This is a genomic window from Kitasatospora sp. NPDC056531 (assembly GCF_042794375.1).
Classification (GTDB): Bacteria; Actinomycetota; Actinomycetes; order Streptomycetales; family Streptomycetaceae; genus Kitasatospora.
In genome coordinates this window covers 1-25,363 of sequence record NZ_JBHTTU010000095.1, presented here as the reverse complement: position 1 = coordinate 25,363, position 25,363 = coordinate 1, and the positions used below count along the sequence as shown (strand labels likewise).

Here is a 25,363-nt window from a genome sequence, read left to right as displayed (position 1 = left end):
GATGAGCACCGTCCACCGGACGCCTCACGGCGGCTTGCTGGTCTGTCTCAAGGGCGCCCCGGAGGCCGTTCTCGACCCCGCCGTCCTGGCCGAGCCTCCGGCACTGCTGGACGAGGCCCGCCGCGCCGCCGACGAACTCGCCGCTGAGGGCTTCCGGGTGCTCGCCGTGGCCCGGAGAACCCTCGACCGGCACCCCGACCCGCCCGAGGATGCGGAAACGGCTCTTCGTCTGCTCGGGCTGACCGCGCTCGCCGACCCGCCGAAGCCCCCGGCCGCCGCCACACTGGCCGCCTGCCGCCGGGCCGGCATCGTTCCGGTCCTGGTCACCGGCGACCATCCGGCCACCGCCCGCGCGCTGGCCGTCCGCGTCGGCCTGCTGGAACGGACCGCCGGGCTCGAGGCAGTGGCCGGCGGGCAGTCCTTGGCGGTCACCGACCTGCCCCACGCGCGGGTGTTCGCCCGGACCGACCCCAGGCAGAAGCTCGACATCGTCCAGGCCTGGCGCGCCCGCGGCGCCGTCACCGCGATGACCGGCGACGGAGTCAACGACGGCCCCGCCCTTCGCCAGGCGGACATCGGCGTGGCCATGGGACGGCGCGGTACCGAAGTCGCCCGCCAGGCCGCCGACCTGGTCCTCGCCGACGACGAACTCGCCACCGTGGTCAGCGCGGTGGAGGAGGGCCGGCGGGTTTACGACAACATCCGCCGCTTCCTGGTGTACGGCCTGGCGGGCGGCGCCGCCGAGATCCTGGTCATGCTGGCCGGTCCGCTGTTCGGTCTGGCGCTGCCGCTGCGGGCGGGCCAGATCCTCTGGATCAACCTGCTCACCCACGGCCTCACCGGCGTCTCCATGGGCGCGGAGCCGGTCTCCCCCGGCGCGATGGCCCGCCCCCCGCGCCCGCCGCACCAGCACATCCTGGGCTCCGGTGTCTGGCAGCGGGTGCTGCTGCTCGGCCTCGTCGTGGCGGCCGTCGCCCTCGGCGCCGCGATCTGGGCGCGCGACGGTGAACGCCCGTGGCAGAGCGTCCTGTTCCTCGCCCTCCTGGCCGCCCAGCTCGGCACCGTCCTGGGCCTGCGCGAACGGCTACTGACCCGCGCGAACCTCTTCCTCCCTGCGGCCCTCCTCGCCTCCGCCATGCTTGCGGCGGCCGCCCTGTACCTGCCGTTCCTCCGCGACGTGCTCGACACCGCGCCACTCACCTGGAGCGATCTCGCCGCACCCGCCGTCGCCGGACTCGCCGGATTCGTCGCCGCCCGCCTCCGCAAGCAAGGGATCTGACGCCATGTCGAACGCCCAGGTCACCGACCTGTACGAGGTGACGATGGCCCTCTCGTACCTGCGGGAGGGCATGACGGAACCGGCCACGTTCAGTCTCTTCGTCCGGAAGCCCCCGCCCGAACGCGGTTTCCTGGTCGCGGCCGGGCTGGAACCCGCGCTCGATCACCTCGCCGGGATGAGGGTGGACGAGTCGGACGTCGCTGCCTTCGCGAACGTGCTGAAGCGCCCGAACGCCGAGCTGGAGCCGCTGCTGGATCTGCGGTTCACCGGGGAGGTCCGGGCCGTGCCGGAGGGACGGATCTTCCTGCCCGGGGAGCCGCTGCTGGAGGTCACCGCGCCACTGCCGGAGGCGCAGTTCGTGGAGTCCTACCTGCTCAACCAGGTGTGCCACCAGAGCGCGGTGGCGTCGAAGGCCGCCCGGTGTGTGCTGGCGGCGGCGGGTCGGCCGGTGGTGGACTTCTCACTGCGGCGCACCCACGGCGTCTCGGCGGGCGCGCAGGCGGCGCGCCTGGGGGCGGTGGTCGGGTTCGCCGGGACGAGCAACGTGGCGGCGGCCCATGCGTACGGGCTTCGCGCCATCGGCACCATGGCGCACTCGTACGTCGAGGCCTTCGGCGACGAGGCGGCGGCCTTCCGGGCCTTCGCCCGGGCCCACCCCGGGCCGGTGACCTTCCTGGTCGACACCTACGACACCGCACGCGGGGTCGCCGTAGCCACCCAGGTACTGCGGGAGTTGGGGCTACAAGAAGGTTGTGCCGTACGGCTCGACAGCGGGGACCTGGGGGCGTTGGCGGTCACCGCGCGCCGGATCCTGGACGGGGCCGGACTGACCGGTGTGCGGATCGCGGCCAGCGGCGGGCTCGACGAGTACGGGATCGAGCGGTTGGTCGAGTCCGGGGCGCCGATCGACGTCTTCGCGGTGGGGACGCTGGTCGGGGTGTCGGCGGACGCGCCGTACCTGGATGCCGCGTACAAGCTGGTCGCGTACGACGGGCGGCCGATGATGAAGCTGTCGACGGGGAAGGCCACCGCGCCGGGGGCCAAGCAGGTGTTCCGGGGGCCGGGGCTCGTGGACACGATCGCGCTCCTGGACGAGCTGGCCCCGCCCGGGACGGCGCCTCTGCTACGGAGGGTCATGACGGACGGCAAGCGGACAAGCCCACCGGGCACGCTCTCCGAGGCCCGGGCCGCCTTCGAGGCCGACCTCGCCCAGCTCCCGCCCACCGTACGGCGGATCCACTCCCCGCAGATGCCTGCCGCCGCCGTTTCCGAGCGACTGGCCCGTCTGACCACCGACGTCCGCCGACGGATCGAGGAGCGGATGCGCGCCACTCAATAGGGCAACCGACGACCGGAGGGCGTCCGCAGGTCGAGCGGAGGGGGTTCGTGGGGGCGGGCCGGCCGGGTGACGACCTTGATCCGGACCATCGTGGCCACCTCCTCATTCGGTCTGTGCTCCACTCTGCCGCTGTCGACGGTCCGCCCCCCCAGAGCCCCGTGGGCCGGCCCGAGTCACCGGTCGGGGGTGTCACAGGTGGGGCCGCAGGCTCACGGCCCTGGGCCGGTCGGCCCTCGCGCCGGGCCCCGGGCCTGCCTAGCGTGGGAGCAAGGTCCGGTCGTCTGGTCCGAGGAGGAACCATGACACCCGTGAGTTCGGACGGCCCGCGCCGTCCCGTCGTCCTCGGCGTCGACGCGCTCGACACCGGCCCGATGACCGCTGTCTGGGCCGCCGACGAGGCAGACCGCCGGGGCCTGCCGCTTCGGCTGGTACACGCCGTCCCGTCGCTGTTCCACGAGTTCGGCGTCCTCGACGAGGGCCGCCACCGCAAGGCCCTGCGCCAGCGCGCCGACCAGGTGCTCGACCGGGCCGCCAGCACGGCCCGTGAACGGCACCCCGGTCTGGAGGTCGTCACGGCCGTCGACGAGGACCTCCCGGCCCTGGTGCTGTACCGGGAGTCCGTCCACGCCGAGCTGATCGTCCTGGGCTCCCGTCGGCTGGGGCGGACGGCCGAGCTGCTGAGCGCCTACTCGGTGACCGTCCCGGTGAGCGCCCAGTCCCCCTGCCCGGTCGTGGTCGTCCGCGACCCCGAGCACGTCACCCAGGACCCGCCCTATGTCGTGGTCGGTGTGGACGGCAGCCCGTCCTCGCAGGCCGCTGTCGACTTCGCCTTCGACCTGGCCGCCGAACGGCGGGCCACCCTGCGCGCCATCTGGGCGTGGCAGCGCCCGCCGGTCGGCAACCTCGACGAACCGGCCACCGAACAGATCCTCCGCCGGCTGCTCGTCGAGTCCACCGCTGGTCGGCACGAGCGCCACCCCGACGTGACCGTGACCCACGAACTGGTGCACGGCCACCCGGTCGAGGAACTGGGCGCCGCCTCCGAACACGCCCTCGCCGTGGTCGTCGGCCGCCGCGGGCAGGGCGGTTCCACCGGCATGCGGCTGGGCTCCGTCCCGCACGGCCTGCTGCACCGCGCGCACTGCCCAATCGTGATCGTGCCCGTGCCCCGGCACTGAGCAGGGAACTCATGAACCACAGTCCCGGTTTCGGCCCGTCCTTGATGATGCTCGTCTGCGCGGACAGGTAGAACACCGTCAGGCGCCTGGGGTGCGGAGGGCGAGGACGGCCATGTCGTCGTGGCCGTCGCTGGGGTGATGGTCGGCCAGGGCTTGGACGAAGTCCGGCAGGGGCAGAGCGGCGTGTTCGGTGGCGAGGGCGGCCAAGCGCTCCAGCCCTGCTTCGATCGGGTGTTTCGGGTGTTCGAAGAGACCGTCGGTGAAGAAGATCACTGTGGAACCCGCCGGCACGGGGTGGGCGTGGTCCGCCCGCGGCTGGGCGGTGTCGACACCGAGGGGCAGGTCGGGGGCGGCGTGCAGGTAGCGGGCTCGGTGGTCGGGAGTGAGCAGCAAGGGTGGGGGGTGGCCTGCGGTACTCCAGCGCAGCGTCCAGGTGCCCGGCTGGGCGGGCTCGATGCGGGCCAGGCAAGCGGTGGTGACGGGCTGGTCGGTGATCGCTTCCAGGGCCCGGTCGAGGTGGGCGAGGACGGCGCTGGGCGGGGTGCGCTGGTCGTAGAGCAGGGCGCGCAGCATGTTGCGGATCTGGGCCATGGCGGCGGCGGCCTCCAGGTCGTGGCCGACGACGTCACCGATGACGGCTGCGCAGGCGTGGTCGGGGACCAGGAGTGCGTCGTACCAGTCTCCGCCGATGCGGCCGGGTGTGCTGGCGGGACGGTAGGCCGCGGCGGCGTCGAAGGGCCGCAGGTCGGGCAGGCGGGGCAGCAGCATGCGTTGGAACTGTTCGGCGTCGAGGCGGGTCTGCTCGTACAGGCGGGCGTCGTCGATGGCCAGGCCCGCAGCGCTGGCGAGTGCGACGATGAGTGCTTCGTCGTGGGCGTCGAAGGGCTGGCCGTCGCGCCGTTCGGCGACGTAGAGGTCGCCGTAGATCTTGCCGCGGGTGCTGATCGCGGCCCCGAGCAGAGTGCGCATCGGGGGGTGACCGGGCGGGAAGCCCACCGAGTCGGGGTGGGCGGCGATATCGTCGACGCGCAGCGATTCGGGGTGGGTGATCAGGCTCCGTAGCAGGCCGTGGCCGCGCGGGAGGTCCACCTCGCCCAGGTCGGCCCGCTCCTCCTCCGACAGGCCGACCGGGATGAACCGGTCGAGGTGCTCGCCGTTCTCATCGAGCACACCGAGCGCGCCGTAGCGGGCGCCGACCAGTTCCATCGCGGTGTCGACGATCAGCTGCAGCACCACGGGCAGGTCCACGTCCCGGCCGAGGACCGCCTCATACAGGTCATGCAGCCGGTCCTGGGCCCGGGCCAGCGACCTGAGCTGCTCGGCGATCTGTTCGAGCTCGACGCCCAGCCGCAGACGCCGGGACCCAGCCGGCGGCTGGGAGTTGTCCTGGTTCCTTGCCATCACCGGAGCCTGTTCGTCTGCTGCTCGATCTCGGTGGCCTTGAGCCGGTATGAGTCGATGCCGGTCCGGATCAGGCCGACCGATTTCCGGCGGACCTCAACCTCCTGGGCCAACGCCTGCGCCAACAGCGTAGGGTCCAGCCGACGATCTCGGCGAATCAGCCCGTAAAGCCGCTCACACGATCTGTACACCCACGGACTCCTGAACGACCGTGATCAACGACGCACAAGCGTGACCCGCCGAACGACCCGACACCAGGCATTACGCCGTAAGCGGCATGTCACACATGATCAGAGCACGTGGCGCCTGATCAGCTTGTCGAAACCGCAGCTCCCGCTCTCGCTACCCGAGTGGCTGCCATTCACCCTGCCGAAATCCGCAGTTCGGTGGTCATGGCCCCGGTGCCTCCGTCTGGTGCTCCGCCACCGCCCGGCGGACCTCGGCGACCGCACGCGGCACCGCATCGGCGACGGCCGGGCTCAGACCCTCGCCGATCGAGAAGTCCGCGCCCTCCACCGCGACGATCAGCAGCTCGCGCGGCAGCTTGGCGAGCGCGGCGGCCAGGGCGACGGCGTGGCCGAGGCCCAGGCCGTGGGTGCCGGCCGCCGCCTCGTCGTCCGCGAGCGGATCCGCCAGCAGGTGGTCGGCGTCCACGGTGACCAGGTGGATCCGTCCCGGCTCGCCCGGGTGGCTGTGCACCGCGTCGACCACGACGGCGAGATCGGCGCCCTCCCACAGCTCCATCAGCCGCGTGGGCTCGCCATCGCACAGGGTCACCCGGTCGACGGGAAGGTCCTCGGCCGCGAGTTCCGCCAGGACGGACACGGCGGCGCCGTCGTCGTGGCGGAACTCGTTGCCGACGCCGATGACGACGATGCGTTGGTCGTCCATGGTCCTCACCTCCGGTCCATGGTGAGGGTGAGGAAATGGGCCGCGCAGGAGATGCACGGGTCGTAGTTGCGGATTGCCTGCTCGCACTGGCGGGTCAGCTCGGCGTCGTCCAGGTACAGCCGGGGCTGGATGAAGGCCTGGAGGTCGGCCTCGATCGCGGCCTGGTTCTGCGCGGTCGGCGGGACGATCACGGCCCGCCGGACGAGGCCGTCCGCGTCCAGGTCGTACCGGTGGTAGAGCAGTCCCCGCGGGGCCTCGGTGGCGCCGTACCCGGTGCCCGCCCGGGGCGGGACAGGGACGGCCGGAGCGGGCGGCGGCTCGTAGCGCTCGAGGATCCGCTGCGCCTCGGTGACGGCCCACAGCACCTCCGCCGCCCGGACCACGATGCTGCGGAAGGGGTTGTCGCAGCGCTGGCCGAGCCCGGCCTCGGCGGCCAACACGCGGACCTCGGCGGGCAGGCGCCCGCTGCCGAGGTTCCAGCGGGCGAGCGGCCCGGCGAGGTGCGGCCGGCCGTCAAGGGCGGCATGCAGGGCGGTGGAGTGCGGCACCTGGTGCTCCCGGACGCGGTGCTCGAAGTCCCGCAGCGCGAATGGACCGGCGAGGGCACCGGTGGGGGTGCCGGAGTCGATGGCGTAGCCATCGGGCTCGGTGAGGGCGAGCGGTTCATGATTAACCGTCAGTTCAGGGAATTCGAACCCGGCGACCCAGCCGAGAGTGTCCTCGGCATCCGTGCGCGCCTGGCGCAACACCTCCGCCAGGTGGTCGAGTTCGGCCTGGGTCGGAAGCCGGTGGAAGCCGCCGAGCCGGACGTTGACCGGGTGGATCGCCCGCCCGCCGAGGACCTCGACGATCTCGTTGCCGGCCTTCTTCAGCCGCAGCCCGCGCTGCAGGAGGGCGGCGTCGGTGCGGGCGAGTGCCAGCGCGTCGGGCAGGCGCAGGAAGTCGGGGGCGTGCAGCAGGTAGACGTGCAGGGTGTGACTCTCGATCCACTCCCCGCAGTACAAGAGCCGCCGCAGTTGCGCGAGTTGGCCGTCCACGACGACCCCGCACGCGTCCTCGACCGCGTGGCAGGCGCTCATCTGGTACGCGACCGGGCAGATCCCGCAGATGCGCGAGGTGAGGTCAGGCGGTTCGGTGTACCGACGGCCGCGCAGCAACGCCTCGAAGTAGCGCGGGGGCTCGTAGATCCGCAGCCTGACGTCCTCGATCTCGCCGTCGCGGACCGAGACGTGCAGCGCGCCCTCGCCTTCGACGCGTGCCAACGCCCCGACGGTGAGGGTCCGTTGGGTGCGGTGGGTCATCCGCTGTCCTCCGTGGGCTGCCGGGCCGCCTCCGCGAAAGCGGGGGCTTCGGCGTTGAACGTACGGTAGAGGCGGGCGATGTCCCGGTCCGCCACGCCGTCGCGGCGCAGCAGGGGCAGCATCGCGCGGGTGTTGGGCGTCTCCATCGGACCGAAGCAGCCGTAGCAGCCGCGCCCGTACGCCGGGCAGAGCGCGCCGCAGCCGGCCTGGGTGACGGGGCCGAGGCACGGCGTGCCGTGAGCGACGGTGACGCAGGTGGTGCCGCGCAGCTTGCACTCGAAGCAGACGCTGTGGGTGGGGATGTCGGGCTTGCGGTCGGCAAGGTAGGCGGTGATGACCTCCAGTAGCTGCCGCTTGTCGATCGGGCAGCCGCGCAGTTCCAGGTCGACCTTCACGTGGGCGGAGATCGGGGTGGAGCGGTCGAGGCTGTCGATGTATTCGGGGCGGGCGTAGACGACGGACTGGTACTCGGGCAGGCTCGCCAGGTTGCGCAGCGCCTGGACGCCGCCGGCGGTTGCGCAGGCGCCGATGGTCACCAGGTACCGGGACTGCTCGCGGACCCGTTGGATGCGCTCCAGGTCGGCGGCGGTGGCGATGGAGCCCTCGACGAGCGAGAGGTCATAGGGCGGCGGCAGTTCGCGGCGGGAGGCTTCCAGGAAGTAGCCGATCTCGATCTGCCCGGCGAGCGCGAGGAGTTCGTCCTCGCAGTCGAGGAGGGCGAGCTGGCAGCCGTCGCAGGAGGAGAACTTCCAGACGGCCAGGCGCGGGATGCCCATGGCGCTCACCGCTCGGGGGTGGAGAGCAGGCCTCCGGCGTGGTCCCAGCCGAAGACCGGGCCGTCCCGGCACACGAGGACGGGGCCGAGCTGGCAGTGGCCGCACCAGGCCGTGGCGCAGCGCATGTTGCGTTCCAGCGAGACCCGGATGCGCTCGGCGGGGACGCCCCGGCGCAGGAGTTCCCGGGCGGTGGCGCGCATCATGACCTCCGGGCCGCACAGGTAGGCGGCGCAACGCTCGGGCCGGTAGTTGGTGCCGTCCAGCAGGCCGGTGACCAGCCCGACGGAGCCGCGCCAGCCGGGTTCGGGGCGGTCCACCGTGGTCTGGACGTCCGCCCTGCAGCGCCAGCGCGGCAGGTCGTCGAGGAACAGCTGCTCGCCGGGGTCGCGGTACCCGGTGAGCACCGAGACCGTCCCGTACACCTCGGCACGGGCGAGGACCTCCTCGATCAGCGGGCGCAGCGGGGCGAGTCCGATGCCGCCGGAGACGACCACCACGTCGCTGCCGGCGGGCGGCGTCTGCCAGGCCGTGCCGTACGGGCCGCGGGTGCCGATCCAGTCGCCGCGCTCGGAGCGGCACAGCGCCTCGCTGACCTTTCCGACCGCGCGGACGGTGTGGGTGAGCGTGTCGCCGGTGATGCCGCTGGTGGAGAGGGGGATCTCCCCGGTGCCGAAGGCGTACAGCATGGCGTACTGACCGGGCCGGAACGGCCCCAGCGGGGCGGCGGCCGGGACGAGGTCGAGGGTGACGGTGTCGGCTGTCTCCCGGCGACGGGCCAGGACCCGGTACGGAACGGGGGTCGTCGCGTGCATCATGGCGCTCCCTCGGACGTGGCGGCCTCGGCGCGCAGGGCGGCGACCTCCTCGGTGATGTCGATGCCGACCGGACACCAGGCGATGCAACGGCCGCACCCGACGCAGCCGGAGGAGCCGAACTGGTCGTACCAGGTGCCGAGTTTGTGGGTGAGCCACTGGCGGTAGCGGCTGCGGGCGGAGGACCGGACCGGGCCGGTGCCGTGCAGGTAGGAGAAGTCGAGATCGAAGCAGGAGTCCCAGCGGCGCCAGCGCTCGGCGTGGTCGCCGGTGAGGTCGGTGACCTCCTCGGTGGTGGTGCAGAAGCAGGTGGGGCAGACCATGGTGCAGTTTCCGCAGGTCAGGCAACGGCCGGCGACCTGGTCCCAGCGCTCGGCCGTCATGGTGCCGGCCATCAGCGAGCGCAGGTCGGTGGCGTCCATCTCCCGGCCCATCCGGCCGGCGGCGTCCGCGACAGCCTGGCGGGCGTGCTCGCCGTCGGTGGGGTGGGTGGGGAGTCCGGCGAGGATCTCCTCGCCGTCCGGGCTGCCGGCACGGACCAGGTAGCGCAGGCCTTCGGGTTCCACGGTCTCGGTGAGCGCCAGGTCGTAGGCCGAGCCGTCGGGCAGGCCGGGGCCGGTGCCCATGGAAACGCAGAAGCAGACTCCACCGGGCTCGGTGCACTCGGCCACGACGAGGAACGCGCCGGCGCGCCGGGGCCCGTACACGGGGTCGGCGTACGCACCGCTGGCCAGCACCCTGTCCTGGACGGCGATCGCGCGCAGATCGCAGGGGCGCACCCCGAGGAACGCGTAGCGGGGCGGCGGCTCGTCGTCCTCACGGACGGTGACCGTGCCGTTCTCGTGCCGGTCGGCTTGCCAGAGCCGGGCCCGGGGCGGGTGCAGGAAGGTCTTCCAGGACTGCGGCCCGGCGGAGTGGGCGAAGGCGGCGCGGTCGTCGCGTCGGCGCAGCCGGTAGGTGCCGGCCTCGGTCTCGACGCCCCAGCCGTGCGGCAGCTCGTCCGCCGAAGCCAGCTCGGCGAGGACGATCGCGCCGTCCCGGACCGTCGGCCCGATCACGGTGAAGCCGCGCTGCCACAGCGCGCCGACGAGCGCGGCAAGGCCTTCCTCGTCCAGTTCCGCGAGTGATGCGGTGGTCTCCATCGGGCTGTCCTCTGGCTGGTCTCCGGCACCGCCCGGGGCGGGTGGTCCGCGTAGTTCCACTGTCCGACGTATCCCGTGATTCCGCATGGGCCGGTCGGCCCCGCACGGGAACTCCGCGAGGACGGCGAGGGTCCGGGTGACGCCAACCGGGGCGCGCTGCCGGAGAGCGAGAGCGCTGGAAGCAGTGGTGAACCGTGCGCGCCAGTCGGGTTCACGGACGCGCAGGTCCGGCCGCACGCGGCAGGGGCTGGGCACGGGCGACGAGCAGGGCGACGTCGTCGTGTCCGCTCTCGTGGTGCAGGGAGCCGAGGAGGAGGTCGCAGGTCTCCTCCGGGGAGCGGCGGGACCGACCGAGGAGGTCGGTGAGGGCCGCGAGGCGGGTGTCGATGTCGTGGTCGCGCGTCTCCACCAACCCGTCTGTGTAGAGCACGAGTTCGTCCCCGACGGCGAGGTCGAGAAGGGTGTCGCGGAAGGCGACGCCGCCGACTCCCAGGGGTGCGCCGGTGGGCAGGTCGAGCAGGACCGGCGGGCGACCCGGGCGGGTGTGGACGGGGGGCAGGTGCCCGGCGCAGGCGATGCGGCAGCGGTGGCAGCGGGGGTCGTAGACGGCGTAGACGCAGGTGGCGATGGACTCGCCGAGGCCGGCGGCGATCCCGTCGAGGTGGGTGAGGACAGCGGCGGGCTCCAGGTCGAGACCGGCCAGGGTCCTTGCTGCGGTGCGCAGTTGGCCCATGGTGGCGGCGGCGTTGATGCCGCTGCCCATGACGTCACCGACGACCAGGGCGGTCGAGTCGGCGCTCAGCGGGATGACGTCGAACCAGTCGCCGCCGACTTCTACGACGCTCGCCGCCGGCTGGTAGCGGTAGGCGACCTCCAGTCCGGGTGGCTGCGGGGGCGGGCCGGGCAGCAGGTGGCGCTGGAGGGCGAGCGCGGCGTGGCGCTGGCGCTGGTACCAGCGGGCGTTGTCGATGGCGACGGCAGCGCGGGCGGCGAGTTCGCCGGCCAGTACCAGGTCGTCGTGGTCGAACGGCTGCGGGTTGCGGGCACGTTTGAGGTCCAGTGCGCCGAGGACCTGGCCCCGGGCGCGCAGCGGCACGGCCAGGTAGGAGTGGAGGTGGGCCTGCCTGAGCAGTTCGGCGCCCTGTTCGTCGCGGGCGATACGCGTCAGGTCGTGGTCGGTGACGTGGGTCAGCAGGATCGAGCTGCCGGTGCGGGCGCAGCGGGTGACCAGGCGGGTGGCATCGTAGCGGGTGATCTGTCCGACAGGGTCGGCGGCCTCGGTGGCGGGCGTGGGGTAGGCGGCTTTGACGGCAAGAGCCCGGAACAGGGCCGGGCTGCCCATGGTGTCCAGGGGCTGGCTGTCGGTGAGGACGGCTTCGAGGATGTCGACGGCGGCGATGTCGGCGAACTCCGGGACGAGGACATCGGCGAGTTCGCGGGCGGTGGTGTCGAGGTCGAGGGTGGTGCCGATGCGTTCGGAGGCGTCGGCGATCACGGTGAGGCGCCGCCGGGCCGCGGCCGCGGCGGTGGCGGCCCGGTGTTGCTCGGTGACGTCGACGACTGTGAGGGCGATGCCGATCACGCGGTGGGCGGGGTCCTCCAGGCGGTAGAAGGATGCCGACCAGGCGTGCTCGACCTCGGGGTCGGCGTGGGTGTGTCCGGTGGTGAACTGGTTCAGCAGCGGGGTGCCGGTGGCCAGCACCTCCCGCATGGCCGCCTCGATCGCTTGGATGTCGAGGAACGGCAGGGCCTCCCGAACGGTACGGCCCAGGTGCTTGGCGGCGGGCAGTCCGTTGATGCGTTCCAGCGCCGGGTTGACCAGCACGTAGCGCAGGTCGGTGTCCATCACCGCCAGGCCGATCGGGGACTGTTCCACCAGCCGCAGCGACAGTGCGAGGTCCCGTTCCAGGCGCCGCAGCGTGGCCTGGGCCGAGGCCAGGCCGAGCGCGTAGTACCGGCCGTTCTCGTCCTCCAGGCGCATGTTGCGGAACTCGGCCAGCAGCGTGGAACCGTCCTTGTGCCGCACCGGGAAGACCCCGGCCCACACCCCGCCGCCGGCCATCACCTGCGCGAACAGCGACAGCACCAGCTCCAGGTGCTGCTCGTCGACCAGCACCTGCGCGGCGGGGCGGCCGAGGGCCTCGGCCGCCCGGTAACCGAACAGGTCCTCGGCCTGCGGGCTCCACAGCACGATCCGCCCCTCGGCGTCCAGCACCACCGCGGCGACACCCAGCACGTCCAGCAGCCCGCCCGGCTCCATCGCGGGATCCCGGCCCGATGAGGCCGCTCCCGACGGCACCACGTGCCCGGCCTCCATCCGGCCACCTCCTCCTGCCGACGCGCACCCGCCCGCAGCGACGGCGACGGCGCCGGTTCACTTCATCCTCCCTCCGCGGACCGAAGCCGCCAGCCGGACGGCCCCGCACCACCTCGGCCGGCCGGACCGTCCGGCGCCTGCGGACCGGCGGAGGTGCCCGAGGCACGGGCCCGACATACGGGCCCGAGGGCCTACCGGCCCGCGCTCCGGGCCCAACCGGCCCTCCTCGACGGGTGTCGACAAGGCCGGGTGCCGTCCGGCGCGACTGTTCGCGGACGGCACCCGGCCTCGGGGGTCGCGGGAGGTCTACCGGCGGCTGCGCGCCGGTGTGGCGGCGAGCTTGGCGCTGAGCGCCGACAGGAAGGTCGGGAGCTTGTCCACCATCGACTTGGGGACCGGAGTGGACTGGCCGGTGTCCCGCCGCACGTCCTGCACGACGAGCTCGTAGGTGCCGTCTTCCTCGACGATTCCGGCGGCGCGGAGCAGTGTTTCCACAGGGGTCCTTCGGCTGTCCGCCGTGCGGCGGGTCAGGCGCCGTTGAGCCAGGCTTCCCAGGCCTTGACGGCCGCCTGCTCGTCCGCGTCCTCGGCGAACAGGTGATGGCCCAGCCAGATCGGCACGTTCCAGGTACTGCCGTTGAAGAACCGGTACAGCGCGTCCGGGCCGCGCAGACCGACGAAGTCCGCGTTGAGCCAGTCCACGACCACCTCCTCGGGGCCGCCGTCCGGGCCCGGGACGTGGATCGGGAGCCGGTCGCCGACGGCCGCGTCCTCGGCGAGGCCGAGGCGTCGGCGCAGGGCGGCGAAGTCGGCCGGGTCGGCGGTGGGTCCGGGGCGCTGGGCCTTGACGTAGACGGCGGGGCGGCCGGCGAAGTGCCGGAGGTACTCGGCGAGGCCGTGCTGGTAGAAGTCGACGTGCTTCTCGGCCGCGTCCGACTTGGCGTCCCACCTCCAGGTGTCGTCGACGACTCCCGTGTGCACCCAGTGGATCCCCATCTTCAGGTGACTCGTTCGACCGTCGACCGGCTCGATGTGGTAGCTGAGCGTGTTGGAGAACCCGCCGTCCTGGGTCGCCCGGACCGCGAAGTGGTGCGGCGGCTCCCACGTCACGACGGTGGCATCGCCCCGAGTGGCCTTTCCTCCGACGTGCGGCTCGATCTCCATGGTGTAGAGCCAGCCGAGGTTGCCGGCGGCGGTGGCGACGGCGTCCCAGACCTGCTGGGGTGTGGCGGGCAGGTCCTGCTCCCGGCGGACCTCGAACTCTCGGGCCATGGTCAGTTCTCCTTCGTCGTCGTTCAGTCGTCAGTAGGTGAGCGGGAGGGCGCGCAGCCGCCGTTGCAGCGGGTTCGGCCGCCATTCGAGGGCGGCCCCGCCGGCGGCCTCATCGGCCAGCCGCAGGTGCGGGAGCCGGCGGACCAACGTGCCGACGGCCACCTCGGCCTGGAGTTTGGCCAGCGGGCCGCCGAGGCAGAAGTGCGGGCCGATGCCGAAGCTCAGGTGCCGGTTGCCGGGGCGGGTCAGGTCGAGCCGGTCGGGGTCCTCGAAGCGCTCGGGGTCGCGGTTGGTCGCGGCGAGGAACAGGTAGACCGGTTCGCCCTCGCGCAGCGTCCGGCCGCCGATCTCCAGGTCCTCGGCGACGACCCGGACGATCGCCTGGGTCGGCGTGTCGTAGCGGGACAGTTCCTCGACGGCGGTGCGGATCAGTCCCGGGTCGGCGCGCAGCCGGGCCAGTTGGTCGGGGTGGCGCAGCAACGCGAGCAGGCCGTTGCCGACCAGGTGGGTGGTGGTCTCGCTACCCGCGGTGATGAGGACGAAGCAGGTCGAGAGCAGTTCCGAGTCGGTGAGCCGGTCGTCCTGGGCCTGCGTCGCGACGAGGGCGCTGATCAGGTCGTCGCCCGGGTCGGCACGGCGCCGGCGGACGAGTCGGGCGAGGTACTCCTCGTACTGGTCGAGAGCCGCCTCGGACTTGTCGATGTCCTCGCCGATCCGCCCGAAGCGGTGGAACCAGGTCTCGACCTGGGGGCGGTCCTCGGGCGGGATGCCGAAGAGCTCACAGACCACTGACAGCGGCATCGGGGCGGCGACCGCCTCGATCAGGTCCATGGTCGGCCCCGCCGCGACCGCCCCGTCGACAAGCCGGTCGACGATGCGCTGGACGCCGCCGCGCAACGCTTCGACCCGTCGGGCGGTGAAGGCCCGGTTGGCCAGCTTGCGCAGCCGGGCGTGGTCCGGCGGGTCGGTGTTGGTCATCACCCGGCCCAGCCGGTCGGTGAGCCGGCTGAAGGCCTTCAGGTCGCCGCCGAGCGCACCGTAGGCCCGGGTCATCCGGTCCCGGTCGTTGGAGAGCCGCAGATCGCTCAGCGCCACCTCGACGTCGGCGTACCGGGTGAGGTACCAGATGCCCTGGGCGCTGCGGTGGACCGGGTCCTCGCGCCGCATGCGGGCGTAGAACGGGTACGGGTCCCGGCGGGCCTCGGGGGTGTCCAGTGCCACGGCGAGGTCGCCGGGCCGGGCGAGGCCCGCGCTGTCGCGGGCCTCGTCGGTGGTTTCGGTCAGGTTCACTGCGAGCCGCGCTACCGCTGGGCGTCCATGGCGTCGGCGAGGCTCTTGGGCCGCATGTCGGTCCAGGCCTGCTCGACGTACTCCAGGCACGCGGCGTGGGTGTCGGGGCCGTGGGCGACGGTCCAGCCGGCGGGGACGTCCGCGAACTGCGGCCAGAGCGAGTGCTGGTTCTCGTCGTTGACGAGCACGAGGAAGGTGCCGTCCTGGTCGTCGAAGGGGTTGGTCATGGGTCAGTCCTCCTGGTGGGAAAGGGTGGTGCCATCGGTGTCATCGGTGTCACCGATGGCCTCGGCAAGCCTGGCGGCCAGGATCGGTCCGATCTGGGCCAGCGAGCCGGCTTGGGTCATCCGGTCGTGCCGGGTGGTGATCTCGTGGGATTCGATCCGGCCGGCGACGTAGGGGCGCCAGGTCTCGGGCCCGGCGTTGTCCTCGGCCCGGTCGATCGTGGAGTTGAAGAGCAGCAGGTCCCCGTCGAAACCGCCGGGGACGAAGTCGACCGACAGCTTCGCGTTGTTGATCATGATGTCGACGATGACCTCGACCTGCCGCTCGGTCAGGCCCTGCAGCGCGCTGCCCCGCCGGTTCAGGACCTCGGCGACCTCGGCGTAGGTCACCACCTGGTCGCCCAGCTCGTCCGGGTCGACGTCGAGCACACCGACGAGCACGTCCCGCACGGTGGGCACCGGAGCCACCTCGAACTGCACGTCCTTCACGGGGTACGCGTCGAGGATCGCCAGCAGTGCGGTCCGCTCGCCGCGCGCCTGCAGCTCGCAGGCGATCGCGTGGGCGATCAGCCCGCCGGCGGACCAGCCGAGCAGCAGGTACGGGCCCTCCGGCTGGATCTTCTGGACGTGGTCGGCGTAGTCGGCCGCCATCTCCTCGTAGGAGGTCGGCAGGGGTTCAGGCCGGCCGAGGCCGCGCGCCTGGATCGCGTAGACCGGGTGCTGGGGACCGATGTGGTTCAGCAGTCCGCTGTACGACCAGCTGATTCCGCCGCCGGGGTGGATGCAGAACAGCGGCGTGCCGGTCCCGGTCGACCGCAGCGGGAGCACCACGTCCAGCGCGTCGTCGGGATTGTCCATGACCAGGCGTTCGGTGAGCCCGGCCACGGTCGGTGCCTCGAACAGCATGCGCAGTCCCAGCTCCAGGCCGAGGGTCTCGCGGACGCGGGAGGCCAGGCGGGCGGCCAGCAGCGAGTGCCCGCCGAGGTCGAAGAAGCCGTCGTCGATGCTCACCTGCTCCCGGCCGAGGACCTCGGCGAAGAGGCCGCACAGCAGCTGCTCCTGGGGCGTCCGGGGGCCGCGTCCGGCGTCCGAGGCCCCGTACTCGGGGGCGGGCAGGGCGGCCCGGTCGAGCTTGCCGTTGGCGGTCAGCGGCAGCGCGTCCACGGTGACGAACGCCGCCGGCACCATGTAGTCGGGCAGTTCCCGGCGCAGTCGGCCGGACAGCTCGCCCGCCTCGGGCGCGCCCTCGGGGGCGGGCACCAGGTAGGCGACCAGCCGCTTGTCACCCGGCCGGTCCTCCCGGGCGACCACGGCCACCTGGGCGACGCCCGGGCAGCCCGCCAGGATCGCCTCGATCTCTCCGGGCTCGATCCGCAGGCCGCGCAGCTTGACCTGGTGGTCGGCGCGTCCGGCGAACTCCAGCGTGCCGTCGGGGAGCCACCACGCCAGGTCGCCGGTGCGGTACATCCGGCTCCCGGCCGGCCCGTACGGGTCGGCGGTGAAGCGCTCCGCCGTCAGGCCGGGGCGGCCGAGATAGCCGCGGGCCACGCCCGTCCCCGCGAGGTACAGCTCACCGACCAGGCCCGTCGGCACCGGCCGCAGCCCGGCGTCGAGCACGTAGGCCCGCATGTTCGCCATCGGCCCGCCGATCGGCACGGTCGCGGCGTGCTCGGGGAGGGTGCGCACCGGATGGCAGGTGGCCAGGGTGGTGGCCTCGGTGGGCCCGTAGCCGTTGACCACCTTGATACCGGGGCAGGCCTCCAGTACCCGCGCGACGGCGGCCGGGGAGACCACGTCGCCGCCGGTCCAGACCTCGCGCACCCCGGCGAGCAGGCCGGGGCGCTCTTCGGCGACCAGGCGGAACAGTCCGGCGGTGAGCCACAGGCCGGTCACACCGTGCGCGGCGATCGTGTGCTGCAGCAGGTCGAGGTCGAGCTGCTCGGGCGGTGCGACCACGACCCGGCCTCCGTTGAGCAGCGGCACCCACAGCTCGTAGGTCGAGAGGTCGAAGGCCGTCGGCGAGTGCATCAGCACCCGCTCGTGTCCGCCGCCGCGCCATTCGGGGGTGAGCGCGTGTCCCACCACGTCCCGGTGGGTGACGGCCACGCCCTTCGGCCGCCCGGTCGAGCCGGAAGTGTACATGATGTACGCCAACTGCTCCGGTTCGCACGGGACTTCGATGCCCGACGGATCGGGTTCGGACTGCATCAGCGCGGTCAGCACCTCCTGGGTGAGCACCAGGGCGGCCCCGCTCTCCCGCAGGATCAGGTCGATCCGGGAGGAGGGGAAGCGCGAGTCCAGCGGCACGTAGGCGCCGCCCGCCTTGATGATCGCCAGGATCGCCACGACCAGGTCCGCCGAGCGGTCCAGCAGCACCGCGACCGGTGTCTCCGGCCGTACGCCCTGACGGATCAGCGCCCGCGCGAGCCGGTTGGACCGCAGGTCGAGCTCCCGGTAGGTCAGCTCGGTGCCGCCCGCCACGACGGCCACCGCGTCCGGGGTGACGCCCACCTGGCGAGTGAACAGCTCCGGCACCGCGGCCTCGGGCAGTTCGACAACGGCGCCGTTGGACACCGACACCAGTCGGCGCCGTTCCTCGTCGGACATGATGTCGATGCGGCTGATCGGCCGGTCCGGGTCGACGACCGCCGTGCGCAGCAGCCGGGCCCAGCGCTCGAACAGCAGCTCCACCGTGGGAGCGTCGAACAGGTCGGTGGCGTACTCCACCGCGCCGACCAGGCCGGCGGGGCCGCCGTCCGGGCGGAACTGCTCGGCCAGGCTGAACGTCAGGTCGACCCGTGACGTCCCGGTCGGTGCCTCCAGGTGGCCGGTCTCCAACCCCGGCAGCGCGAACTCGCCGAGCGGCGCGTTCTGCAGGGCCAGCATGACCTGGAACAACGGATGGTGCGCCAGCGACCGTACCGGGTTGACCACCTCCACCAGGTACTCGAAGGGCACGTCCTGGTGGTCGTACGCGGCCAGCGCCTTCTGCCGCACCCGGCCGAGCAGTTCGGCGAAGCCGGGGTCGCCGCCGGTGTCGGTGCGCAGGACCAGGGTGTTGACGAAGAAGCCGACGAGCTCGTCCAGCGCCTGGTCGGTACGGCCGGCGATCGGGCTGCCGATCGGGATGTCCGTGCCGGCGCCGAGCCGGGTGAGCAGCGCGGCGAGGCCGGCCTGGAGCACCATGAACATGCTGGCACCCCGAGCGGCGGCCAGGTCCCGCAGAGCCCCGTGCAGTTCGGCGTCCAGCCGGACCACGACCCGGCTGCCCAACTGAGAGGCCACCGGCGGCCGCGGCCGATCCGCAGGCAGCTGCAGCTGCTGCGGCACGCCCGTCAACTCATCCTTCCAGTAGGCCAGTTGACGGGCGAACAGGCTGTCCGAATCGGCGGTGTCGCCGAGCAGGTCACGCTGCCAGCGGGTGTAGTCGGCGTACTGCACCGGCAGCGGGGACCACTGCGGTTCCTCACCCCGGCACCGCGCCGCGTAGGCCGTCGCGAGGTCAGCGGAGAGCGGCCCCATCGACCAGCCGTCGGCGGCGATGTGGTGCACGACGACCAGCAGTACGTGCCGGTCGGGCGCGAGCGCGTACAGCTCCGCCCGGACCGGCGGCTCCGCCGCCAGGTCGAAGCCGCGCCGGGCCGTCTGCGCCAACCGTTCGGCCAGTGCGCTCTCGTCGAGCTCGACCACCGGCAGGACGGGGTGTGCCTGCACGGCACTCAACACGACCTGGTGCGGCACGCCGTCCGTCTCACGGAAGACCGTCCGCAGGCTCTCGTGCCGGGCGACCACGTCCCCGAGCGCGGCGTGCAGGGCCGGGCGGTCGAGTTCACCGGTCAGGCTGAGCGCGAGCGGCATGTTGTAGGTGGCGCTCGGCCCGTCCATCCGGTGCAGGAACCACAGGCGGCGCTGGGCGAAGGACAGCGGCACCCGCTCGGGGCGGGGCTGGGCGGTCAGTGCGGGCCGCGCCGTGCCGGAGCCGTCGAGGCGGGCCGCCAGTCCGGCGACGGTCGGGGTCTCGAACAACGTCCTGACTTCCAGCTCCGCGCCGAGGGTCGCCCGGACCCTGGAGGCCAGGCGGGTCGCCAGCAGCGAGTGCCCGCCCAGGTCGAAGAAACTGTCCTCGGCCCCGACCTGGGCCAAGCCGAGCACCTCGGCGAACAGCTCGGCGAGGAGCTGCTCCTGCGGGGTGCGCGGCGCCCGCCCGGCTCCGGCCGAGCCGAGGTCGGGGGCGGGCAGAGCACGACGGTCGAGCTTGCCGCTGGCCGTCAGCGGCAGCGCCTCCAGCGCCACGAACGCCGACGGGACCAGGTAGTCGGGCAGCCGTTCGCGCAGCCAGTCGCGGAGTTCGCCGAGGAGGGCGCCGGTGCCCCGGTTGCCGGTCGGGCGGTTGGTCAGCGACGACAGCGGCCTGCCGGTGGTCCCCGTCGGCTGGAACGGCTCGACCCGGAAACCGTGCTGTGCCCGCGGGTCGGCGAAGACGACGTCCACAGCGTCGGCCTCGGTGGCCGACCAGGTGACGCCCACCCGGCGGTCGAACTCCAGCCCGAGGGCGTGGAAGTCCTCCGGGTCGGGGAGATCGCCCTCCTCCGGGGCGTGCAGCCGTTCCAGCAGCTCGGCGAGCGAGCCGTCGCCGTCCTGCACCGCCCGGGCCAGGGCGGACTCCCGCGCCACCCGACGGTTCGGCACCCCGGTGATCCGCAGTACGTCCGCGTGCGGCCGGGCGAGCAGCTCGCGCAGCTCGTCCAGCGCGGCAACCTGCCGGCCCCATTCCAGCTCGACGGACCGGCTCGGGGCCGCCGGGGCGACCGGCGGCTTGTGCAGCGTCACGTCGTAGCGGTAGCGGGTCAGTTCGTTGTGGTGACGGCCGCGCTTGACCTCCACGGCCACCGCGCCGATGTCCGTGCCACGCTCCCGCAGGACGGTGAAGAAGTCCGGGTCGACCAGGAGTTCCTTCTCGACCCTGACGGCCTGCTCCACGGCGCGGCGCACCGTGGCGAGGTCGCCGCCGTCACCGGACCGGTGCAGCTGGACGGCGGCGGCCAGCGGGCGCAGCAGTCGCAGGTTGCGGACGTCGCCGATGAAGAGTGCGCCGCCGGGGGCGAGCAGCCGCATCAGCCGGTCGATCACGTCGGTGAGGTAGTCGGCGGACGGGAAGTACTGCACCACCGAGTTGATCACGATGGTGTCGAACTGCCCGGCTGGCAGGCCGTCGGTGTCGTGGGCCGGCCGGGTCTGCAGCACGACGCGGTCGGCCAGGTCCTCCTGCCCGGCGACCTGGGCGGCCAGGGCGTCGATCGCGGTGGCGGAGAAGTCCGTCGCCCAGTACGACTCGCAGTGCGGTGCGACCTGCGAGAGCAGCAGGCCGGTGCCGACGCCGACCTCCAGCACCCGGCGGGGGCGCAGGTCCAGGATGCGGGCCACGGTGGCGTCCCGCCACTCCCGCATCTGCTCGACCGGGATCGGGCTGGCGTCGTAACTGCTGTTCCAGCCGACGAAGTTCTGGCCGAAGGCGGCCTCGCCGGGGGTGATGGGCAGGGCGTCGTAGATGTCCCGCCACTCGCCCACGTGGTCCGCTTCCAGGCCGTCGTCCCTGGCGGTGTCCTGGCGCGGGACGACGTAGCCGATCAGCCGGTCGTCCCGGGCGAGGACGGCGGCCTGCGCGACGCCGGGGTGCTCGGCGAGCGCCGCCTCGACCTCGCCGGGCTCGATCCGGAAGCCTCGCACCTTCACCTGGTCGTCCGCCCGGCCGACGTACTCCAGCTGACCGTCACCGAGCCGGCGCACCAGGTCACCGGTGCGGTACATCCGCGCGCCCTCCGGCCCGAACGGGCAGGCCACGAACCTCCCCGCCGTCAGACCCGGCCGGTTCAGGTAGCCACGCGCCAGCCCGGCGCCCGCGACGTACAGCTCACCCGGCACGCCCGGCGGCACCGGCCGCAGCCACTCGTCCAGGACGTAGACCCGGGCGTTGGCGATCGGCCGGCCGATCGGCGGCACGCCCGAGCCGGGTGCGAGCGGGTCGCTCATCGTCGCGCACACCGTCGTCTCCGTCGGCCCGTACGCGTTGACCATCCGCCGCCCGGGCGCCCAGCGCGCCACCAGCTCCGGCGGACACGCCTCCCCCGCCACCACCAGCGTCGACACGGTCACCGAACCCTCCGGCACCGCGGCCAGGACGGACGGCGGCACGGTCACGTGGGTGACCGCCAGGTCCGGGTGGGTCAGCGCGGCGACCGGATCCGCCGCGGACGGCAGCACCAGGGCCGCGCCGCACAGCAGGGCGGTGTAGATCTCCGACACCGAGGCGTCGAAGCTGGGCGAGGCGAACTGGAGCACCCGGCTGTCGGGTTCGATCGCGAACCGCTCGATCTGCGCTGCGACCAGACTCGCCACACCGCCGTGGCCGACCACGACACCCTTCGGCCGGCCGGTCGAACCCGAGGTGTAGATCACGTAGGCCGGGTGCCGGACATCGAGCGCGACGTCCGGGTCGGTGTCCGGCCAGTCGCCCCCGACCACCAGCGCCGGGTCGTCGACCACCACCGCCGGACGGGCGTCCGCCAGCATGAACGCGATCCGCGCCGCCGGGTACGCCGGATCCACCGGCAGGTACGCCGCCCCGGCCTTCAACACGCCCAGGACCGCCACCACCGCTTCCACCGACCGCGGCAGGGCCACCGCCACCACCTGCTCCGGGCCCACCCCCCGGGCGATCAGCGCATGCGCGAACCGGTTCGCCCGCGCATTCAGCTGACGATACGTCAATTCAGTGTCGCCACAGAAGAGGGCGACCGCATCGGGCGTCGCCGCCACCTGCGCCGCGAAGGCCTGCGGCACCGGGACGGCGCCCACCTCGCGGGCGGTCGCGTTGTCCCGTTCCAGCAGCCGGTACCGCTCGTCGGCATCGAGGAGGTCGATCCCTCCGATCGGCTGCTCCGGGTCGGCGGTGACGGCCTCCAGCAGGAGCGTCCAGCGCCGGGCGAGGGCGTCGACCGTCGAGCGGTCGAACAGGTCGGTGGCGTACTCGACCGCGCCGACGATCCCGGCCGGGCTTCCGTCCGGACCGAACCGCTCACTCAGGTTGAAGCCCAGGTCGAACTTGGCCGTCCCGGTCGGCACGGCGAAGGTGGACGCCCGCAGGCCGGGCAGGCCGAGCTCGCCCATCGGCGCGTTCTGCAGGGCCAGGATCGTCTGGAACAGCGGGTGGTGCGACAACGAGCGGGACGGGTTCAGCACCTCCACCAGCTGCTCGAACGGCACGTCCTGGTGCGCGTACGCCGACAGCGCCGTCTCCCGCACCCGCTCCAACAGCTCGGCGAAGCTCGGATCACCGCTCGTGTCCGTACGCAGCACCAGCGTGTTGACGAAGAACCCGACCAGATCGTCCAGCGCCTCATCGGTACGCCCCGCGATCGGACTGCCGATCGCGATGTCCGTCCCCGCACCGAGTCGCGTGTACAGCGCGGCCAGGCCGGCCTGCAGCACCATGAACAGACTCGCACCCGAGCGCCGAGCCAACTCCACCAGAGCGGCGTGCAGTTCAGGAGTCAGCTCCAGAGGGAGCTGGTCGCCGCGGTAGCTCGCGACGGCCGGGCGCGGCCGGTCCGCGGCCAGCGGGAGCCGCTCCGGAAGGTCAGCCAACTGCTCGGTCCAGTAGTCGAGTTGTTCGGCGAAGCGGCTGTCAGGATCGGCTGGGTCGCCGAGCAGCTCGCGCTGCCACAGCGTGTAGTCGGCGTACTGCACCGGCAGTTCCGCCCACGCCGGGCCTCGACTCTGGCACCTGGCCGCGTAGGCCCCGGCCAAGTCTCGCGCCAGCGGGCCGGTGGACCAGCCGTCGCCCGCGATGTGGTGCATCACCACCAGCAACAGGTGCTCCTGCGGCGCGAGCACGAACAGCTCGGCCCGCAGCGGCGGTTCCATCGCCAGGTCGAACGGCCTCCGGGCCGCCTCGCCCAACCGCTGCGCCAGCTCGTCCTCCCGAACCTCGCTCACCCGCACCCTCGGCCGGGCTTCGGCCGGGTCCAGGACCTGCTGGCAGGGCACACCGTCGACTTCGGGGAACACCGTCCGCAGGCTCTCGTGCCGGGCCGAGACATCGGCCAGCGCCAGATCCAGCGCCGCCCGGTCCAGCGTCCCGTTGAGCCGCAGCGCCAGCGGGATGTTGTAGGTGGCGGAGGCGCCCTCCATCCGGTGCAGGAACCAGAGCCGGCGCTGCGCGAAGGACAGCGGCACGGTCTGCGGCCGCTGCCGGGCGGCCAGCGCCGGCCGAGCCTGGCCCGCGTCGGCGAGCCGTGCCGCCAGTGCGGCCACGGTCGGCGCCTCGAAGAGCGCGCGCAGCCCGACCTCGACGCCGAGCACGGTCCGCACCCGCGCGACCAGGCGGGTGGCGAGCAGCGAGTGCCCGCCCAGGTCGAAGAAGCTGTCGTCCGCGCCGACCTCGGTCACACCGAGCACCTCGGCGAAGAGTTCGGCGAGCAGTTGCTCCTGTGGAGTCCGCGGCCTACGGCCGCCGGCGGTGCCGCTGCCGGTGACGTCCGGCACGGGCAGGGCGTGGCGGTCCAGCTTGCCGCTCGGGGTCAGCGGCAGCGCGTCCAGCATCGTGAGGACGGCCGGCACCAGGTACTCGGGCAGTCGGCCGAGCAGGTGGCCGCGCAGCTGCGCGGAGGTGAGTGCGGTGTCCTGGCGAACGACGACGTAGCCGAGGAGTCGGTCGTCCTTGGCGAGGACGGCGGCCTGGGCAACAGCGGGGTGCTCGGCCAGCGCCGCCTCCACCTCGCCGGGTTCGACGCGGAAGCCGCGCACCTTCACCTGGTCGTCCGCCCGGCCGACGTACTCCAGCTGACCGTCGGTACGGAAGCGCACCAGGTCGCCGGTGCGGTACATCCGCGCGCCCGCCGGTCCGAACGGGCAGGCCACGAAACGCCCGGCCGTCAGACCCGCGCGGTTCAGGTAGCCGCGCGCCAGACCCGCACCCGCGACGTACAGCTCACCCGGCACGCCCGGGGGCACCGGCCGCAGCCGCTCGTCCAGCACGTACACCCGGGTGTTCACGACCGGCCGCCCGATCGGCGGCACACCCGCGCCGGGCGCGAGCGGGTCACTCATCGTCGCGGCCACCGTCGTCTCCGTCGGGCCGTACGCGTTGACCATCCGTCGGCCCGGTGCCCAGCGGGCCACCAGCTCCGGCGGGCAGGCCTCGCCGCCCACCACCAGCGTGGCGGCCGCGGGCTCGGCGTCACCCAGCGCGGCCAGCGCCGAGGGCGGCAGGATCACATGGGTGACGCCGAGTGTCCGGTCGGTCAACGCCTCCAGCGGCGTTTCGGCCGGGGCCAGCACCAGGGTGGCGCCGGTCAGCAGGGCGCTGCACAGGTCCCAGAACGACGCGTCGAAGCTGGGCGAGGCGAACTGGAGCACCCGGCTGTCCGCCCCGACGGCGAGCCGCTCGACCTGGGTGGCGACCAGGCTCGCCACACCGCCGTGGCCGACCACCACACCCTTGGGGCGGCCGGTCGAACCCGAGGTGTAGATCACGTACGCCGGGTGCCGGGCGTCCAGGACCACCGCCGGATCGCCGTCCGGGTGGCCGTCCGCCTCCCGCACCAGGGCCGGGTCGTCGACCACCACGACCGGCGAGGCGTCCGCCAGCATCAGGTCGATCCGCGACCGCGGGTACGCCGGATCCACCGGCAGGTAGGCGGCCCCGGCCTTGAGCACACCCAGGACGGCCACCACCCACTCGACGGACCGCGACAGCGCCACCGCCACCACCTGCTCCGGTGCGACCCCGCGCGCGATCAGCGAGTGGGCGAACCGGTTGGCCATGGCGTCGAGCTGGCGGTACGTCAATTCGCTCCGGTCGGCGGCTACCAGCGCGACGGCCTCCGGAGCCGCGGCGACCCGTGCCGCGAACATGGTCGGCACGTCGCGCTCCCGGACCTCCGGCGCGGTGTCGTCGGCGCCGGCCAGCAGAGCGCGACGCTCCTCCTCGTCGAGCACCTCGAGCACGCCGATCGGCTGCGCCGGGTCGGCGGCGGCCTCGGCCAGCAGCCTGGTCCATCGGGTGAAGAGCAGTTCGACGGTCCGCCGGTCGAACAGATCGGTGCTGTACTCGACCAGCCCGATGATGCCCTCCGCCGGCC

The 25,363-nt window shown here is 73.1% G+C and carries 16 protein-coding genes; 3 read left to right on the top strand and 13 right to left on the bottom strand.

From position 1 onward, the window contains the following. The 3 genes from ACFQ87_RS38235 to ACFQ87_RS38225 all read left to right on the top strand — a co-directional run. Positions 1–1,279: HAD-IC family P-type ATPase (locus tag ACFQ87_RS38235; RefSeq protein WP_380615549.1), on the top strand; the 1,279-nt coding region annotated here is incomplete at its 5' end. A gap of 4 nt (positions 1,280–1,283) precedes the next feature. Next, the gene (locus ACFQ87_RS38230) at positions 1,284–2,618 is read left to right on the top strand and encodes a nicotinate phosphoribosyltransferase (protein ID WP_380615548.1); all 1,335 of its coding nucleotides are present in this window, start codon (positions 1,284–1,286) and stop codon (positions 2,616–2,618) included. 299 nt (positions 2,619–2,917) lie between these two features. After that, positions 2,918–3,796, top strand: a complete 879-nt coding sequence (locus ACFQ87_RS38225; RefSeq protein ID WP_380615547.1) for a universal stress protein — start codon at positions 2,918–2,920, stop codon at positions 3,794–3,796. 78 nt (positions 3,797–3,874) lie between these two features. Here ACFQ87_RS38225 and ACFQ87_RS38220 read toward each other — a convergent pair whose 3' ends face one another. The 13 genes from ACFQ87_RS38220 to ACFQ87_RS38160 all read right to left on the bottom strand — a co-directional run. Beyond that, on the bottom strand, positions 3,875–5,197 hold the full coding sequence (locus ACFQ87_RS38220; RefSeq protein ID WP_380615546.1) for a PP2C family protein-serine/threonine phosphatase: 1,323 nt from the start codon (positions 5,195–5,197) through the stop codon (positions 3,875–3,877). Further along, a complete protein-coding gene (locus tag ACFQ87_RS38215; protein WP_380615545.1) occupies positions 5,197–5,322 on the bottom strand; it encodes a hypothetical protein in 126 nt (41 codons plus the stop codon). Before ACFQ87_RS38215 ends, ACFQ87_RS38220 begins: the two co-directional genes overlap by 1 nt. A gap of 265 nt (positions 5,323–5,587) precedes the next feature. After that, positions 5,588–6,088 carry a hydrogenase maturation protease gene (locus tag ACFQ87_RS38210; protein ID WP_380615544.1) on the bottom strand — a complete coding sequence of 167 codons (501 nt, stop codon included), beginning with the start codon at positions 6,086–6,088 and terminating at the stop codon, positions 5,588–5,590. A gap of 5 nt (positions 6,089–6,093) precedes the next feature. After that, entirely contained in the window at positions 6,094–7,389 is a 1,296-nt protein-coding gene (locus ACFQ87_RS38205) for a Ni/Fe hydrogenase subunit alpha (protein WP_380615543.1), read from the bottom strand. Then, a complete protein-coding gene (locus tag ACFQ87_RS38200) occupies positions 7,386–8,165 on the bottom strand; it encodes an oxidoreductase (RefSeq protein WP_380615542.1) in 780 nt (259 codons plus the stop codon). Before ACFQ87_RS38200 ends, ACFQ87_RS38205 begins: the two co-directional genes overlap by 4 nt. A 5-nt stretch (positions 8,166–8,170) precedes the next feature. Continuing rightward, positions 8,171–8,977, bottom strand: a complete 807-nt coding sequence (locus tag ACFQ87_RS38195; protein ID WP_380615550.1) for an FAD/NAD(P)-binding protein — start codon at positions 8,975–8,977, stop codon at positions 8,171–8,173. Then, the gene (locus ACFQ87_RS38190) at positions 8,977–10,119 is read right to left on the bottom strand and encodes a 4Fe-4S dicluster domain-containing protein (RefSeq protein WP_380615541.1); all 1,143 of its coding nucleotides are present in this window, start codon (positions 10,117–10,119) and stop codon (positions 8,977–8,979) included. Before ACFQ87_RS38190 ends, ACFQ87_RS38195 begins: the two co-directional genes overlap by 1 nt. Before the next feature lie 211 nt (positions 10,120–10,330). Next, entirely contained in the window at positions 10,331–12,436 is a 2,106-nt protein-coding gene (locus tag ACFQ87_RS38185; protein ID WP_380615540.1) for a SpoIIE family protein phosphatase, read from the bottom strand. Between the two features lie 306 nt (positions 12,437–12,742). After that, positions 12,743–12,931 (bottom strand): hypothetical protein, encoded by a 189-nt coding sequence (locus tag ACFQ87_RS38180; RefSeq protein ID WP_380615539.1) that lies wholly within the window; start codon positions 12,929–12,931, stop codon positions 12,743–12,745. Positions 12,932–12,963: 32 nt separating this feature from the next. Beyond that, entirely contained in the window at positions 12,964–13,707 is a 744-nt protein-coding gene (locus ACFQ87_RS38175; protein WP_380615538.1) for an SRPBCC domain-containing protein, read from the bottom strand. 30 nt (positions 13,708–13,737) lie between these two features. After that, positions 13,738–14,997, bottom strand: coding sequence for a cytochrome P450 (locus tag ACFQ87_RS38170; RefSeq protein WP_380615537.1), 1,260 nt, complete (start codon positions 14,995–14,997; stop codon positions 13,738–13,740). An 11-nt stretch (positions 14,998–15,008) separates the two neighbouring features. Then, on the bottom strand, positions 15,009–15,224 hold the full coding sequence (locus tag ACFQ87_RS38165; protein WP_380615536.1) for an MbtH family protein: 216 nt from the start codon (positions 15,222–15,224) through the stop codon (positions 15,009–15,011). 3 nt (positions 15,225–15,227) lie between these two features. Next, positions 15,228–25,363 (bottom strand): amino acid adenylation domain-containing protein (locus ACFQ87_RS38160; RefSeq protein ID WP_380615535.1); only part of this gene is annotated, 10,136 nt, incomplete at its 5' end.